14 protein-coding genes are annotated in these 17,534 nt (G+C 44.7%); 3 read left to right on the plus strand and 11 right to left on the minus strand.

The window, feature by feature from the left end:
• Positions 1-4: 4 nt before the first annotated feature.
• Positions 5-1,828: a phosphogluconate dehydratase gene (gene edd, locus E8Q33_RS06020; RefSeq protein ID WP_136553565.1), complete on the minus strand. Its 1,824-nt coding sequence runs from the start codon at positions 1,826-1,828 to the stop codon at positions 5-7.
• A 427-nt stretch (positions 1,829-2,255) separates the two neighbouring features.
• Between edd and trmB the strand changes: the two genes are divergently transcribed.
• The 3 genes from trmB (at position 2,256) to E8Q33_RS06035 (ending at position 6,132) form a co-directional block, all read left to right on the plus strand.
• Positions 2,256-2,942 (plus strand): tRNA (guanosine(46)-N7)-methyltransferase TrmB, encoded by a 687-nt coding sequence (gene trmB / locus E8Q33_RS06025; protein WP_247869952.1) that lies wholly within the window; start codon positions 2,256-2,258, stop codon positions 2,940-2,942.
• 80 nt (positions 2,943-3,022) lie between these two features.
• The gene (locus E8Q33_RS06030) at positions 3,023-4,315 is read left to right on the plus strand and encodes an OmpP1/FadL family transporter (RefSeq protein WP_136553567.1); all 1,293 of its coding nucleotides are present in this window, start codon (positions 3,023-3,025) and stop codon (positions 4,313-4,315) included.
• Positions 4,316-4,317: 2 nt separating this feature from the next.
• Positions 4,318-6,132 carry a long-chain fatty acid--CoA ligase gene (locus tag E8Q33_RS06035; RefSeq protein WP_136553569.1) on the plus strand — a complete coding sequence of 605 codons (1,815 nt, stop codon included), beginning with the start codon at positions 4,318-4,320 and terminating at the stop codon, positions 6,130-6,132.
• On the opposite strand, the gene folC is transcribed toward E8Q33_RS06035, so the two are convergent.
• The 10 genes from folC to leuD are packed head-to-tail and all read right to left on the minus strand — an operon-like array spanning position 6,115 to position 17,417.
• On the minus strand, positions 6,115-7,419 hold the full coding sequence (gene folC / locus E8Q33_RS06040; protein ID WP_136553571.1) for a bifunctional tetrahydrofolate synthase/dihydrofolate synthase: 1,305 nt from the start codon (positions 7,417-7,419) through the stop codon (positions 6,115-6,117). The two genes, E8Q33_RS06035 and folC, sit on opposite strands and share 18 nt — an antisense overlap.
• A 9-nt stretch (positions 7,420-7,428) precedes the next feature.
• Positions 7,429-8,286: an acetyl-CoA carboxylase, carboxyltransferase subunit beta gene (accD, locus tag E8Q33_RS06045; protein ID WP_069295113.1), complete on the minus strand. Its 858-nt coding sequence runs from the start codon at positions 8,284-8,286 to the stop codon at positions 7,429-7,431.
• A gap of 19 nt (positions 8,287-8,305) precedes the next feature.
• Positions 8,306-9,133 carry a tryptophan synthase subunit alpha gene (gene trpA / locus E8Q33_RS06050; RefSeq protein WP_136553573.1) on the minus strand — a complete coding sequence of 276 codons (828 nt, stop codon included), beginning with the start codon at positions 9,131-9,133 and terminating at the stop codon, positions 8,306-8,308.
• 10 nt (positions 9,134-9,143) lie between these two features.
• Complete coding sequence (gene trpB, locus E8Q33_RS06055) at positions 9,144-10,364, minus strand: tryptophan synthase subunit beta (RefSeq protein ID WP_136553575.1); 1,221 nt, start codon at positions 10,362-10,364, stop codon at positions 9,144-9,146.
• Complete coding sequence (locus E8Q33_RS06060) at positions 10,357-10,971, minus strand: phosphoribosylanthranilate isomerase (RefSeq protein ID WP_069295110.1); 615 nt, start codon at positions 10,969-10,971, stop codon at positions 10,357-10,359. Before E8Q33_RS06060 ends, trpB begins: the two co-directional genes overlap by 8 nt.
• Positions 10,972-11,008: 37 nt before the next feature.
• Positions 11,009-11,788, minus strand: a complete 780-nt coding sequence (truA, locus tag E8Q33_RS06065) for a tRNA pseudouridine(38-40) synthase TruA (RefSeq protein ID WP_136553577.1) — start codon at positions 11,786-11,788, stop codon at positions 11,009-11,011.
• A gap of 11 nt (positions 11,789-11,799) precedes the next feature.
• Positions 11,800-14,604: a FimV/HubP family polar landmark protein gene (locus E8Q33_RS06070; protein ID WP_136553579.1), complete on the minus strand. Its 2,805-nt coding sequence runs from the start codon at positions 14,602-14,604 to the stop codon at positions 11,800-11,802.
• Between the two features lie 33 nt (positions 14,605-14,637).
• On the minus strand, positions 14,638-15,660 hold the full coding sequence (locus E8Q33_RS06075) for an aspartate-semialdehyde dehydrogenase (protein ID WP_069295107.1): 1,023 nt from the start codon (positions 15,658-15,660) through the stop codon (positions 14,638-14,640).
• Positions 15,661-15,680: 20 nt separating this feature from the next.
• Positions 15,681-16,751, minus strand: a complete 1,071-nt coding sequence (gene leuB, locus E8Q33_RS06080) for a 3-isopropylmalate dehydrogenase (protein WP_136553581.1) — start codon at positions 16,749-16,751, stop codon at positions 15,681-15,683.
• A 27-nt stretch (positions 16,752-16,778) separates the two neighbouring features.
• The gene (gene leuD / locus E8Q33_RS06085; RefSeq protein WP_069295105.1) at positions 16,779-17,417 is read right to left on the minus strand and encodes a 3-isopropylmalate dehydratase small subunit; all 639 of its coding nucleotides are present in this window, start codon (positions 17,415-17,417) and stop codon (positions 16,779-16,781) included.
• Between the last annotated feature and the right edge of the window lie 117 nt (positions 17,418-17,534).

Genomic DNA, 17,534 nt, shown 5'->3' on the forward strand with positions numbered 1-17,534 from the left:
TAGTTTATTCAACGTTAAACATATTAATGGCGCCTTCTTCTGCAGAAGAAACGCCGGCACGGAAGCTGTCGAATAATTCACGACCACTGCCATAATGATGTTCGGTATTAGCCATCATGCATGATAAACGAGCATTAAATTCTGCTTCATCAACCAGCACATTCATAATGCCTTTTTCGGTATCAAGATGAATGATATCGCCGTCTTTCACTCTAGTCAGCGGACCACCATCAGCAGACTCAGGACACATTTGAATTGCAGAAGGCACTTTACCGGAAGCACCGGACATACGGCCATCAGTAACCAAAGCTACTTTAAAACCACGATCTTGAAGAACGCCTAATGGTGAACTGAGTTTGTGCAGTTCTGGCATACCATTGGATTTTGGTCCCTGGAAGCGCAATACCACAATCACGTCTTTCTCTAACTCGCCATTTTTGAATGCTGCAACTGCGTCGTCTTGATCATCAAACACCATTGCAGGAGCTTGAACAACACGATGCTGTACATCTACAGCAGAGACTTTGGAAACACCACGACCCAAGTTGCCTTGAATAAGGTGTACACCACCCGATTTAGCAAATGGTTCCGCTACAGAGCCAATAACATCTTTATCTAACGACTCTTTAGGACCTTCTTGCCAGATCAATTTGCCGTCAACTAATTTTGGCTCTTGGCTGTATTGTTTCAAGCCTTTTTCATTACCAACAGTAATTATGTCTTCGTGCAATAAGCCATTTGATATCAACTCTTGAATCAGCACACCCATACCGCCAGCCGCCTGGAAATGATTCACATCCGCGCTGCCATTTGGATATACACGGCTTAACAGAGGAACAATGTGTGATAAACGATCGAAGTCATCCCAGTTAATCAAGATACCCGCAGCGCGAGCTACAGCAACGATATGCATGGTGTGATTGGTTGAACCACCCGTTGCTAGCAGTCCGATAATGGCGTTCAAAATCGCTTTCTCATCGATCATATGGCCGATAGGACGATAATCATTGCCCATGGCAGTGAATTTCAATACCTGACGAGCAGCTTCTTTGGTTAATTCATCACGCAGTGGTGTATTTGGATTGATAAACGTTCCACCAGGCAAATGCAGCCCCATGATTTCAACCATCATCTGGTTACTGTTGGCAGTACCGTAGAAAGTACAGGTGCCGGGGCTGTGATAAGACTCTGATTCAGCTTTTAATAACTCTTCGCGACCGACTTTTCCTTCAGCATAAAGCTGACGGATACGTACTTTTTCTTTATTTGGTAAGCCACTAGGCATTGGGCCCGCTGGCACAAAGATTGTCGGTAAATGACCAAAGCTCAATGCGCCGATCAATAAACCCGGGACGATCTTGTCACAAACACCCAGCATCATTGCCGCATCAAACATGTTGTGGCTCAAGCCGACTGCTGTGGCCATGGCAATTACATCACGACTGAACAAGGACAAGTCCATGCCAGGATAACCTTGGGTAATACCATCACACATTGCAGGTACGCCGCCGGCAAATTGTGCGATGCCGCCCGCTTCTTTCGCTGCGTTCTTAATTAATGGTGGAAAATCTTTGTATGGCTCATGCGCAGACAACATGTCGTTGTATGCAGAAATAATACCGATGTTGGCCTTTTTATCACCAGCCAAATCACTTTTTTCCGTTGCGGCACAAGCAGCAAAACCATGTGCAAGATTGCCACAGCCTAAGGTTAAACGATGCGGACCTTGGCCTGCAGCTTCATCAACACGAGCAAGATACGCTGTGCGAGATTTTTTACTTCGTTCGATCACTTCGTTAGTGAGCGAGTCTAAAACCGGATGAACCATATAATTGAGTCTCTCTTTCGTTTACTTGAAATGTCGAAGTAGCGGGATTCGAGGCCACGTGATTGCAGCAGCGTTAATCCATCAGAACTAATATTCAGACAAAGCATTATAGTCCTTGTATGTGTTTTTCGCACTGTTTGTGGGACTGTATCCGCTCAAATTAGCAATTTATCGTGATTCATTTTCTCCACTCAACTTGTCAATCGCAGATTATTACAAGGTTAACAACCAGCTATTTTGCAGGTTTATGGGAAACCTTCCTGACCTCAAGTCGCAAATAAAGCTGACTATACAATCCAGTAAATGGCAAAAATGCGCTTGGTAATAAATTTTACAGGAGGATTTTCCAGCAGGGCTTCGGTATGATGTCACGCTATTTTTCATCGACTTATTGATGAGTTGTCGCACAAATATGAAGGTACAGAAAATGACTGAAGGTAAACGCCTCCGTCAGGTAAAAAGCTTTGTCAAACGTGAAGGTCGGTTAACTCCCGGGCAGCAAAAAGCTTTAGATCTTTTATGGCCAAAGTTTGGCATCGAAGCCGATGGACAGCTCATTGAAATGCAAACTCTGTTTGGTCGAGATGCGCCTGTCGTATTTGAGATCGGTTTTGGTAATGGCGCATCACTGGTTGAAATGGCAATACAACAACCTGAGCTTAATTTTATCGGTGTGGAGGTACATCGTCCCGGTGTCGGCCAACTGTTAAAAGCCATTGAAGATAATAATCTGACTAACTTACGCGTTGCCTGCACCGATGCGGTTGAATTACTTAAAAACCAGGTTGCTGATAATGCTCTGCAACGCGTTCAATTATATTTTCCTGATCCATGGCATAAAAAACGCCACCATAAACGCCGAATTATTCAGCCAGCTTTTGTTTCGATACTGGCACAAAAAATCCATCCTGGCGGTTTCTTACATATGGCAACCGACTGGCAGGATTATGCCGAGCAAATGTTGCAAGATCTGTCTGCCAGCTCAGAATTCAGCAATACCAGTCCAACGGGAGATTACATCCCCCGCCCCGACTATCGGCCTTTAACCAAGTTTGAGCAACGTGGTCACCGTCTGGGTCATGGCGTTTGGGATCTTTTGTTTCAACGTAATTAATTATTACAAACTTGCTTCATTTGAACTCATGGGCTAGTTTTGCATCTTAATATTGATAACTTTCTCTAGGTAACGCCGCCATGACTATGTCTCGTTCAACTCAATTCAGTTTTTATGTTTTGTTCGGGGCGGCGAGTAGTTCTGCTGGTGCAGCCGGTTATGCATTAATTGAACAAAGCATTACTGGTCTAGGCCGTGCATATTCTGGCAGTGCGGCAGTGGCTGATGACGCAAGCACCATCTTTTTTAATCCAGCAGGCTTGGCAAATCTCTCCCGTAAAGAAATGAATATGGGGCTGAATCTGATCGCTCCAAGAGCTGAGTTTTCAGATCGCGGTTCTAATCTGAACGGCTCTCCACTAACTGGAGGAGATGGGAATAATGCAGGTGAACTGGCCAAGGTACCCCATTTTTATTACGCTCATCCGCTGAATGATACGACTGTTGTGGGCATTGGTGTTGGTGCACCATTTGGCTTAGTTACTGACTATGGTGATAGTTGGCAAGGTCGTTACCATGCCATCCGCTCAGATTTATTGACCGTTAATATCAATCCCAGCCTTGCATTTAAAGCCACAGAAAAGCTCTCACTTGGATTTGGCGTAAATCTGCAATACATAGATTTGGAATTAAGTCAGGCAGCTAACTTTGGTGCATTTTTAGGCAACTCCCAAGGCAACGATGGACGTGTCAAAGTCACTGCCGATGACTGGAGCTGGGGCTATAACTTAGGCATGACCTATCAGTTTACCGATGCTACCCGTATGGGCATAAGTTATCGCTCAAAAATCACCCATGATTTAAACGGCGATGGTGAGTTTCGTATTCCTGAAAATGTCAGTGTTCAAGCTGCAGATGCAGGTTTTCGAGATGGGAATGTTAATGGTCGCGTAACCTTGCCTGAATCAGCTTCAATTGCGTTTCACCATCAACTGAATTCACAATGGTCTGTGATGGCTGATGCCAGCTGGACTCGGTGGAACCGTTTCGAAGAGTTACGTATTAATTCTGACGTTCGCGGATTAAATACAGTTAAAGAAGAAGACTGGGAAAACTCTATGCGCTACGGTGTAGGTGTGGAATATCAGGCAAATGAACGATGGTCTTGGCGTACTGGGATTGCTTATGATGAAACACCAATCCCAAATGCTCAGCGACGTACTCCTCGCATTCCTGACAGCGACCGAACATGGTTAGCCATAGGGGCAAGTTACTACTATAGCGATAACATTATTGTGGATGCCGCCTATACACATATCTTCATGAAAGACACCAGTATTGATGATACCGATTCCAATGGAAACCAACTTCTTGGCCGATATAAAAATTCAGTAGATATTGTCGGTGTTCAGTTACGATGGTTGTTTGATTAATAATGACTACTAGCGATTACATTTCACCGCAAGAGGCACAAACCCTTTATGGTTTGTTTTGTGAACGAGTAAAACGTAGTCCTGACAAAGACGCCTACGGGTATTTTGATAGTGATCGCGAAAGCTGGCAAAGTTTAAGCTGGCAACAGGTTGCAGACGCTGTTTTGCTCTGGCAAAACGCCTTGCAACAGGAAAATTTACGTAAAGGGGATCGGGTTGCACTCAACTTGCGTAACAGCAAAGAGTGGATTTTTTTCGATTTGGCTGCATTAAGTCTTGGCTTGGTCGTGGTGCCACTTTATCCTGATGATCGCCCTGATAACGTCGCCTACATTCTGCAGGATGCTGATGTACGCTTATTACTGTTAAACAGTGCCAAGCAATGGTCAGCTATCAAAGCCGTGTTACCTGAAGAACATAGCCTTAAACGCATTGTTATCGTAAATGAAGAATCGGCGGAAAAAGACCAGCCTTTTACCACTTTAAACCACTGGTTGGATCAAACGCATAGTGAAATTGTGCTCTCCCCATCCGCACCGGATCAACTCGCATCAATTATCTACACATCTGGCACTACTGGCCGTTCGAAAGGCGTTATGCTGAGCCATCAGAATATGCTGTCAGTGGCACATGGGTCATTGCAGTTTTTTGAAATCTTGCCTGACGATATTTTCCTGTCATTCTTACCGCTATCTCATACTCTGGAACGAACTGGCGGCTATTACTTGCCCATGATGGCGGGATCCAAAGTCGTTTTCTCGCGAAGCATTCCTTTGCTGGCAGAGGATATGCGACAAGTACAGCCAACCATTATGATTGCCGTGCCAAGAATTTTTGAGCGAATTTATGATCGTGTGCAAAAACAACTGGCTGAAACCAATAGATTTCGCCGGCTTATATTCAAATCGGCCGTCAATACCGGCTGGAAACGCTTTCACTATCAGCAAGGGCGATCACACTGGTCACCCTCTCTACTGTTATGGCCATTATTTAATAAACTGGTAGTAGGCAAATTTCATCAACGTCTGGGCGGGCGACTACGTTTAGCCGTCAGTGGTGGCGCTGCATTACCAACCTATGCCGCAAAAATGTTTATCGGTCTGGATTTAACTTTACTGCAGGGCTATGGGCTTACTGAGACCAGTCCTGTAATCAGTGTTAATGAGCCATCCAGCAATGATCCAGCCAGCGTTGGTCGACCGATTCAAGGTGTTGCAGTGCGAATCGGCAAGGATGAAGAGCTGGAAGTAAAAGGCCCGGGCAATATGCTTGGCTATTGGAATAATCATAAAGCCACGGCTCAAACTATTGATGCTGATGGTTGGCTGCATACCGGTGATAGAGCGCATATCAGCGAAAGCGGACATATCCAGATTGTGGGCCGGATAAAAGATATTCTGGTATTGAATAATGGCGAAAAAGTACCGCCTGGTGATATCGAGGCAGCAATTATCAGTAATGGCTTGATTGAACAAGCAGTTGTTTTAGGTGAAGGACAGCCTTATTTAGCGGCTTTACTGGTCATTAATGGTGAAAAATGGCCTCAGATTGCCCAACAGCTTGGTATCGATCCTTTATCAAATGACAGTCTTGGCAGCAAAGTATTAAAACAACATTTTGTGCGTTTATTGAGACAGTGGTTATTTGAATTTCCGGCTTATGCACGAATTCGGCGAGTGCATCTAACGCTTGAGCCATGGACCATTGAAAATGGTTTGCTCACACCGACATTAAAAGTTAAACGTGCTTTGGTGCTGGATAAATTCAAAAAGGAAATTCAGGCGATGTACAAAGATACATCAGGCGTTGACAGATAAAGGCTGGCTTATAAAATCAGGAATATGCCGCATAATTGCTTCAACGGTGTGAAATGAACCAAAAATCAAAATCCGATCGCCGGTGACAGCGCCTTCAGCAGCACGATTATAAGCTGCTTCGACAGTTTCACTGATATGCACTCTGTCATCCGAAATTTTACCCTTCAACCCGGAAGCCAACTCATCTGCTGACTGTCCTCGATTTCCAGTTAGTCCGCCAAGAAACCAATTATCAATAACCGGCAGCAAGGCATCAAAAACAGCTCGACTGTCTTTATCACGCAACATGGCAATTACCGCATGAGTTTTACCCTTACAAGGAATTTCCTGTAAAAGTTTCGCCAGATTCTCTGCCCCTTGCTGGTTATGGGTGACATCAAAGATATGGGTAACTGGTCCATCAATAAGCTGAAAACGACCTGACAATTTGACTTGCTGTAAACCGGTTCGAATGGCGGATTCATTAATCTTTTCCATGCCAGCAGCTTTTAACAAACTGATGACCTGTAAAACGGCCGCACTATTTTGAATTTGATAACAACCAAGTAATGCCGGGTGAGGCAGATCCTTAAATTGTTCATTGGCATTGTGCCAATGCCATAAGTTGCCGCTAGTCTCAGCAGTGAAATCCTCGCCAGCTATATACGCTGGTGAGGCCAGTTTTTGAGCTATTTCAATGACTGTGACTGGAGGTGATGATTCACTGCAAACCACCGGATGATGAGCCCGCATAATGCCCGCTTTCTCTATACCAATTAGCTCCCGAGTATCCCCCAGCCATACAGTGTGATCCAGGCCAATCGGAGTGATTAGAGCAATATCGGCATCAAATAGGTTTACTGCGTCAAGCCGCCCGCCCATCCCGACTTCGAGGATGGCAATATCAATATTCTGTCGGCAGAAAATATCGGCGGCAGCCAATGTGGCAAATTCAAAATAACTGAGAGAAACGTCCTCACGTGCCGTGTCAATTCGATCAAAGGCTTCACAAATCTGCTGATCGGTTGCTGTTTGTCCCTCAATCACAATACGTTCGTTATAACGCAACAAATGCGGTGAGGTGTAACACGCTGTTCGATATCCAGCAGCTGACAGAATGAACGATAACAGAGCAACTGATGACCCTTTACCGTTGGTTCCAGCCACTGTCACAATGCGAAATGGCGGTTTTTTATCGGCATACATTCTCTGCCAAACCACCCGAATACGATCCAGACCTGGATCGATTTCAGTGAAATGGAGTTTCTCTTGCCATGCCAGCCACTGTGGCAAGCTATCAAATCGCATAAACTGTGTTTATACAGCGATACGATTTTGCATCATGGTCAACAGATTATTCAGACGATCCCGCATTTCACGACGATCAATAATCATATCGATAGCACCATGTTCCAGCAAAAACTCACTACGCTGGAAACCATCTGGCAGTTTTTCACGAACCGTTTGTTCAATAACACGTGGGCCAGCAAAGCCAATTAATGCTTTAGGTTCTGCAACATTCACATCACCGAGCATGGCCAGACTAGCAGAAACACCACCCATGGTCGGATCAGTCATAACAGAGATAAATGGAATACCGGCTTCTTCCAGTTGAGACAACACGGCACTGGTTTTGGCCATTTGCATCAATGAAAACAAACCTTCCTGCATACGTGCACCGCCACTGGCGGCAAAACATATCAATGGTAATTTTTTAGCTAAAGCAACCTTAGCTGCACGCACAAATTTTTCACCGACCACAGACCCCATTGATCCACCCATAAAGCCAAAATCAAACGCTACTACCACAACAGGTAATCCCTTTAAGGTACCTTGCATAGCTAATAACGCATCATTTTCACCCGTGGCTTTTTGCGCCTGGGTAATACGATCTTTATAGCGTTTACTATCTTTAAACTTAAGCGTATCGACTGGTTTTACTTCTGTGCCGATTTCCTGGCGATTTGCTTCATCCAGAAAATTTTGCAGTCGAACTCGGGCATTGATGCGTTGATGATGATCACACTTTGGACACACCATCTGGTTACGTTCAAGTTCGGCCCGATACAAAACGTTGTCACATTCAGGACATTTACACCAGACACCTTCTGGAACCGAACGGCTACGGCCGCTGGTGCGGATTTTTGACGGTAATAATCTTTCAAACCAACTCATTGTTTCACCTTATCTCTTGTTAAGCCGAGATGCTGGCTAAATCACGCGCATTAATCGCATGACGCATTTCAGCTAACAAACTTGCCACAGCAGCAGGTAACTCTTGTGGGCGATTGGCATGTTCTTCAATACAGCGTACCAATGTACTTCCCACGACTACAGCATCAGCAACCTGCGCTACGGCAGCAGCTGAACGGCCATCTCTGATGCCAAAGCCTACACCAACCGGTAATGAGGTATAGCGTCGAATCTCTTCAAGTTTCGCAGTGACTTCATTAATTTCCAAAGCAGCTGCACCGGTCACGCCTTTGATAGAAACATAATAAATAAAGCCTTTGGCATATTCGGCAATCTTCTTCATACGTTGGGCAGAGGTAGTTGGAGCAACCAGGAAAATGGTATCGATATCGTGGCTATCCATTAATTGTTTGAATTCGCCAGATTCTTCAGGCGGCATATCAACGGTTAATACACCATCGACACCGACAACCTGAGCTTTTTCGGCAAACTTTTGATAGCCCATCGCTTCCAAAGGATTGGAATAGCCCATCAATACCACTGGGGTATGGCTATTTTTTTCTCTGAATTGTTTAACCATATCCAGAATAGAATCCAGCGTGACATCGTTTTTCAACGCTCTTTCACAGGCTTTTTGAATAACCGGACCATCAGACATCGGATCGGAAAATGGTACGCCCAACTCGATAATATCAGCGCCGGCCTCAACTAGAGCATGCATCAACGGTACGGTTACCCAAGGCTCAGGATCACCTGCCGTGACGTATGGGATAAGAGCAGTTTGCCCGTCTGCCTGAAGATTTTTAAAACATTCACTTATACGACTCATTTTGTATTCCTCAGAAATTCAGACCAGCCATGGCCGCAACCGTGTGCATGTCTTTATCACCTCGTCCTGAAACATTTATAAGGATACTTTGATCCGCCGACATTGTTGGCGCTAATTTAGAAACATAAGCCAATGCATGACTAGTTTCTAAAGCCGGGATAATGCCTTCAGTACGTGTTAATTCATGGAAAGCATCTAAGGCTTCTGTATCCGTTACCGTAACGTATTGAGCCCTACCGATATCTTTTAACCACGCATGTTCCGGACCGACACCAGGGTAGTCCAAACCGGCTGAGATTGAGTGTGTTTCAGTGATTTGACCAGCTGTATCTTGAATTAGATAAGTACGATTTCCGTGTAAGATACCTGGTGTACCAGCAGACAATGGCGCTGAATGTTGACCACTTTGTAAACCATGGCCTGCGCCTTCAACACCAATCATCGCTACTGATTTATCTTCAATAAACGGATAGAAAAGACCAATAGCATTTGAACCACCACCAATACACGCAACTAATGCATCTGGGAGCTTTCCAGTGGTATTAAGCATTTGCTGACGTGCTTCGCGACCAATAACCGATTGAAAGTCACGAACCATTGCCGGATAAGGATGCGGGCCTGCGACCGTACCAATGATGTAGAAAGTATCATCAACATTAGTTACCCAGTCACGTAAAGCTTCATTTAATGCGTCTTTAAGTGTTTTAGAGCCTGACTGCACAGGTACGACTTCAGCACCTAACAGCTTCATTCGATAAACATTCTGAGCCTGGCGGGCAACGTCTTCCGCACCCATGTAAACCACACATTCCATTCCCAATCGGGCCGCCACAGTTGCAGTAGCAACACCATGTTGGCCTGCGCCGGTTTCGGCGATAATTCGGGTCTTACCCATGCGTTTGGCAAGCAAAGCCTGCCCAATAGTATTATTTACTTTGTGTGCACCAGTGTGATTTAGATCTTCACGTTTTAAATAGATCTGCGCGCCACCCAGTTTCTTGGTCCAGTTTTCGGCATGATAAATTGGCGAAGGACGGCCCACAAAATCAGCCAGATCCTTATCCATCTCGGCTTGAAACTGTGGATCATTTTTATATTGTTTATAAGCTTCTTCCAACTCATAAATGGCACCCATAAGGGTTTCGCCAACAAAACGCCCACCATAAGGTCCAAAATGACCTGACTCATCCGGGTAAGTTTTAAAGTAATCATCAATCTGTGTATCAGGCATTTGCCACCTCTCGCATGAATGCGCTTATTTTATTATTACTTTTAAGTCCTTTCGACTCTTCTACACCGCCACTCACATCCACTGCATAAGGCGAGACCTGCTTAATCGCTGCTGCAACATTGTCTGTTGTCAAACCGCCGGCTAATATCAGAGGTTTACTGATAGCCGTAATCATTGACCAGTCAAATGTCTGACCGGTTCCGCCCGGCACACCATGTTGATAACTATCCAACAATAATGCCGATGCTTTGGAAAACTGCATATCAGCATGCGTTAAGTCTGCTGCTGTTTGCATTCGCACCGCTTTGATATACGGCATATTAAATTGTTCACAAAATTCTGCAGATTCATCGCCATGAAACTGCAACAAACTTAATGGAACCTGTTCAAGCGTTTGACGTACCATTTCAGCAGAAGCGTTCACAAACAAACCAACAATAGCGACAAATGGCGGTAATTGCGCGGTAATTAACGCCGCCTGAGCGGCTGTTACGGCACGTGGACTCGGTTCGTAAAACACCAACCCAATAGCATCCGCCCCACTTTTTACAGCAAATTCAGCATCTTGGCGTCGCGTAATACCACAAATTTTAACGCGGGTTCTCATATGAGGATGTCAGCTTTGTAAAAGTCAGCCTAGTACTTTACCAGAGCACTGGGAAACCTGACACTGTCGGCAGGCAATATTCATCGGGATAAATTACATCGGTCAGATAAAGACCTTGCGGTGGAGCGGTAACACCAGCCATATTACGATCCTGGCTTTGTAATACTTCACGTGCCCATTCAACTGGTCTTTTGCCTTCCCCCACCGGCACTAACACCCCAAGTAAGTTACGCACCATATGATGTAAAAACGACCTGGCTTCAACATCAACAGCAATACAATCGTCACGACGAGTGACAATCAATTTATCCAAGGTTTTGATTGGACTTTTGGCCTGACATTCCTGCGCTCTGAAAGCTGAAAAGTCATGTTGGCCAAGTAACAAATTGGCAGCCAACTGCATTTTGTGTTCATCAAGGGATTTATAAACCCACCACATGCGTTGATGATGCACACTTGAACGACTGTCACGATTGAGGATTAAGTAACGATAACGGCGCTTTGTCGCGCTGAATCGAGCATTGAAATCTTCAGGGACCGGTTTTACCCATTTAACACTGACATCATGCGGTAAATTGGAATTTAATCCTAATAGCCAGTTCCGTTCTTCTCGAAAGGCTGTAGTATCAAAATGCACCACTTGATTTAAAGCATGCACCCCTGTATCAGTGCGGCCTGCGGCAAATACTTCGGTCTGTTCATTGGCAATCAGCGATAGGGCCTTTTGCAGTTCCCCCTGGACAGTTCGCTGTGCCGGCTGAAACTGCCAACCATGAAACCGACTGCCGTCATATTCGACACCGAGTGCTAACCTCACAAAAAAACTCGTTATGACAGAGAATCGAGCAGTTCTTGTGCTCGTTTTTTCTGTTCGTCAGTACCCTGTTCGAGTACTTCTTCCAGAATACCCCTGGCACCTTCAGGATCGCCCATATCTGAATAGGCAGCCGCAAGTTCAAGTTTCGTTTCAGCTTCATCGATCGAGTCAAAGTCGCTTAGATCAAAATCCAGCTCTTCATCATCAATACCGCTATCCAGATTCAGATAATCTTCAATAACATCATCCGTTTCTATTGATGTCTCATCTTCGTTTTCAAAGTCCAACAAATCCAGTTCATCCGAATCCACTGGTTCAAGTTTTAAGATTTCCTCAGCTTCTTTTATTGCGATACCGTCTGTTTCGTCTTCTAACTCATCAATAGTTAAATCCAGAATTTCGGGGGCCGATGAATCAGGCTTTAACACATTGTCCTCACCTAAATCGATTCTCAAATCATCGTCTTCGGCAAACGTCTCGATTTCTGGTTGGTCCGTTTCAATATCAGTGTCTTTTGCTACGGACGAGTAACTGGTATCAAACTGCAACAAATCTTCTTCGTCGCGTTTATAGACCTCATCGGCTTGCGACGGTTTTGTTGAGTCGACTTGGTAATCATCCAGATTAAAGTCAATGTGGTCAGATTCCTCCACTTCAGCAGATTCAATGGTTTCTTCTGCAGTAAAATCTTCTTCAACGTTGATTGTTTTATGCTCTAGCTCGACAAATTCTTCAACCATCTCAGCTTCATCAGTTGATTCAGGTTCTTCAGCAAACAAAGGATCATGTGGCAACAACTGATGGCCCCAAACTCTAATTTCTGGCCACCGCGGATCACTATCATCGATTCCGGAGGTATTTAATAAAGCAATGAAATCAGCAGATTTCTGTTGTTTGTAATAAACAAACATCAATTTTGTAGCGATATCTTTATCAATAGGCGCTTGTTTATGAGCTTGTTCCAGTGCACTTCCTGCCTGGACGTAATCGGCATAGCCTACGAACATATCAGCCTGTTCAACTAATTCATCTACTGATTTAGTTTTGCTTTCTACTGGACCATCGGGTTCGTTCACTACTGGGGTGACAGTGGTCACACTACCCATTTCCGGTGTTGTCTTAGCAGGTTTTGTCTTATTTATTTTACTAACGGCATCATCCCAGTTAACTTCGCGTTGTCCACGACGAATGACCATCCAGATAAGCAGTAACAGCAGTAATATTGCCAGCAGTGATTCAACTTTATGTGCAATGACAAATGCTTGAACACGATGAAATAGTGAGTCTATCTGCTGCTGATCCAAATCCAGCATTTGCGCTGTTTCGTCAATGGCTACATCAACATCTGCCGACACGGAATCTAACTCTTCTGCATTATCCGTTTCAGCATTTGCTGTAGGATCATTTTGCTCCGAATCATTGGCGTCCAAAGATGAATCAGTATCAGGTGATACCGTTTCATTGGCAGCCATTATTTCACTAGCTTCATCGTTCGAGGCTGGAAGATCCAGGTCATCAAGGGGGACAGGTTCCCACTCATCTGCATCAGTGTTCGTTGAACCACTATCAATAATGGCATTGGCCTCGCTGACTAATGCAGCAAGATCCATTTGAGATTCATCTTGTTCAAGCAGGCTTTGCAGTCTTGCCAAATCCGCATCTTTAAGCGAAATCAGTCGGCGCATAGTGTCGAGTTGACGTTCCAGCGCATCCATACGATTTTTAAAATCGATATTCTCCTGAGATTGCGCTTCCATGGTTTCCTGAGCAAGGGTTAATTGCTCACTGATACGTTGTAAATCAGGATCGCCGTTAATTTCAGGATCAGCATCCAGCAGACTGTCTTCGGTTGCCGCAATTAATTTTAAACGCGCGGTTTCATCAGCCGATGCCTGTTCATCTGACGTTGTGGGTGCCTCGGCATCAGTAGTTTCTGGTTCTGCTAATTCAGCCTTTGTTTCTGCGGGGACTACGTTATTTTCCGCTGGCGAAGGGGCCGCTGTCACTGCTGCAGGAGATGCAGCCTGTTGTGAACGGTTCCGATTACGCCAAGCTGCGTTTTGTTGATCAACCGCCGTTTTTGCCGCATTAGCTGATAGTCGAGTGATTTCATCTGTAGAAGGAATTCTTAACGTGCTGCCAGCGTATAGACTATTAACATTATTCTGCTGGAATGCCGCTGGATTGGCATTTAGCAATGCGATCATCATTTGCTGCATTGTTATATTTGCAGATGGTCGGGTTCTTTCAGCGATACTCCATAAAGTGTCGCGTGACTGAACTTTATACTCTGATCTGGCGTCCGGGCTTGGCGACCAAGTTGCAGCTTGTGAAGATGAAAGATTAGTTGGTGCTTGTGTTTGCGGAGGCGTTATCGATCGGGATGGCGTACTGGTTACTCGATCACGATACAGCTCTTTAGGAGGATCTAAGAGAACGGTATATTCGCGCAGTAATTTCCCTTGGCCGGTAGTGGCTGCCAATAAGAACCCTAAAAATGGTTCTTTAATTGGCACATCAGAAGTGACCATTATGCGGGTGGAGTTTGCCTCTTCCACCACCTCGAATTTAAGTTGGGTAAGTAAGAAATTGCGATCCAGCCCTGCTCGTTCGAAATCCTGTGTCGAGGCCAATCTGACTTCAAGATTGCCGCGCTCATCATCTCTCAAAGCATTAACAACAATTTCAGCTCTGAAAGGTTCATTCAGAGCCGAATGCAGGGTTATCTGGCCAAGTCCAAATGCATAACTTGGAAGAGGAGTTAATAAACCAAGTGCCGTGGCTACCGACAAACTGGTCAACGTTTTCTGTTTCATTTAACTCCCCTTCCTTGACATTCTCAGCTATGCCTAGAGGTATTGATCTACCAGAAGCTCGGCAATTTGCACACTGTTAAGTGCCGCGCCTTTACGCACATTGTCAGCGACTACCCACAAATTCAAGCCGTTAGGATGCGAAATATCTTCACGAATACGTCCTACGTATACAGGATCTTGACCTGATGCATCTGTGACTGCGGTTGGATATCCGCCATCTTTATGCTCATCAATGACCACAATGCCATCAAAAGCCGACAGTAATTCTTTGGCTTTTGCAGCAGTAATTTTGTCTCGAGTTTCGATATGAATGGCTTCGGAGTGACCGAAAAACACTGGCACACGAACCGCAGTTGGATTCACCTGAATATCATTGTCACCCATGATTTTCTTGGTTTCCCACACCATTTTCATTTCTTCTTTGGTGTAGCCGTTTTCCATGAAAACATCGATTTGCGGGATCACATTAAAGGCGATTTGCTTTGGATAAACCTCAGGTTCCGCCGGGCGGCCGTTTAATAACGCCGCAGTTTGTTTTGCCAGTTCATCCATAGCAGGTTTACCACTGCCAGATACGGCTTGGTAAGTGCAGACATTGATACGTTTAATACCAACCGCATCGTAAATTGGTTTTAATGCCACCAACATTTGAATAGTTGAACAATTTGGATTAGCAATAATGCCTCGCTGTTTATAACCAGCGACAGCATCTGGATTAACCTCAGGCACAATCAACGGCACATCATCGTCATAACGAAACTGCGAGGTATTATCGATAACAATACAACCTGCTGCAGCCGCTTTTGGAGCATAAATTTCAGAAACACTGGCACCAGGCGAGAATAAACCAATCTGCACTTTGGAAAAATCAAATTGAGCCAAGTCTTCGACCATTAACGACTTATTACCGAATTGCACGGTAGAACCAGCCGAACGCTCACTGGCTAACGCATAGATTTTTCCGACAGGAAATTTACGCTGATGCAGGATATCCAGCATGGCTTCACCCACCGCACCAGTTGCACCTACTACAGCAATATCAATTTGTTTAGTCACAATTCACCTAAATTCTTTTGTTACAGCGCTGCCACAACGGCATCGCCCATTTCAGCAGTAGTCACGCGAGTCATGCCCGCGGAGAAAATATCTGCTGTTCTTAAACCTTGATCCAACACTTTGCTCACTGCACTTTCAATGCGATCGGCAAAAGCCGGCTGGTCAAGCGTGTAACGTAACATCATAGCAGCTGACAAAATCGTTGCCAGCGGATTAGCAATGTTTTGGCCAGCAATATCTGGCGCTGAACCATGAATTGGTTCGTACATGCCTTTGCCATTCTCATCCAGTGACGCTGACGGCAACATACCGATTGAGCCCGTCAGCATCGACGCGCAGTCTGACAATATATCGCCAAACATATTAGTGGTGACCATAACGTCAAACTGTTTAGGTGCCCGCACTAACTGCATCGCCGCATTATCCACATACATATGGCTTAATTCGACATCGGCATAGTCTTTTGATAATGCCGTCATGGTCTCACGCCACAGTTCGGTACATTCAAGTACATTGGCTTTATCGACAGAACATACTCGACCTTGACGCTTGCGAGCGATATCAAACGCTACACGTCCGATACGATTAATTTCACTCTCACGATATACCAAGGTGTTATAGCCCTCTTTTTCGCCATTTTCCAAGATACGAATACCTCTGGGCTGACCAAAATAAATACCACCGGTTAACTCACGCACGATCATTAGATCCAAACCAGAAACCACTTCTGGTTTTAACGTAGAAGCATCAGCTAATTGTGGATACAACAAGGCCGGACGTAAATTGGCAAATAGGTTTAATTGTGAACGAATACCCAATAAACCTTTTTCAGGACGTACACTGATGTCTAGAGATTCCCATTTATAACCACCGACTGCCCCCAATAGAATGGCATCAGCCTGTTTTGCCATTTGCAAGGTTTCTTCAGGTAGCGGACTGCCGGTTTCATCATAGGCGGCACCACCAATCAAACCGTATTCCAGTTCAATGTCCAAACCGTCTTGTTTAAAAGCGTTTAAAACTTTAACGGCTTCGGCAACAATTTCCGGGCCGATTCCATCACCGGCTAATACTGCAATTTTTTTTGTCATGAATGTTATTACTTATAAATGAATAAATTAGGAAAAAAGCCACGGCGCTTGTTCGCGACGACGGGCTTCGTAAGCTTTAATATCATCGGTATGCTGCAGGGTAAGACCGATATCATCCAGCCCTTCAATCAAACAGTGTTTTTTAAAGCTATCAATTTCAAAATGAAATTTTTCACCATTAGGCAACAAAATAGTTTGCTCTGGTAAATCAACTGTCAGCTGGTAACCGGGAGTTGCCTCGACTTGCTCGAATAATGTATCGATCTGTTTTTCATCAAGCTTAATAGTGAGAATGCCGTTTTTACTGCTGTTGCTAAAAAAGATATCAGCGAAACTCGGGGCGATAATCACCCGAATACCAAAGTCTTCCAATGCCCATACAGCGTGTTCACGACTCGAACCGCAGCCAAAGTTTTCCCTTGCCAACAGGATAGTGCCGCCCTTGTAACGCGGTTGATTCAATTCAAAATCAGGGTTTAACGGGCGATTACTGCAATCTTGTCCAGGCTCACCGTGATCCAGATAACGCCATTCATCAAACAGATTCGGCCCAAAACCACTGCGTTTAATTGATTTTAAAAACTGTTTTGGAATAATCGCGTCGGTATCGACATTCGGCCGATCCATTGGTATGACTATTCCGGTTTCGACAGAAATTTTTTGCATGTTCACCTCTTAATTTTTTATCGCAGGGCCTTGTGTAATGACTATTTTGTTGTTTTAGGGGTCATTTCTTATTAAATCAAGGTTGTTTAACCTGCTGTAATTCTCTTTTTATGCTGA

The sequence above is a fragment of the Methylophaga sp. SB9B genome, from assembly GCF_004832235.1.
Taxonomy (GTDB): Bacteria; Pseudomonadota; Gammaproteobacteria; order Nitrosococcales; family Methylophagaceae; genus Methylophaga; species Methylophaga muralis.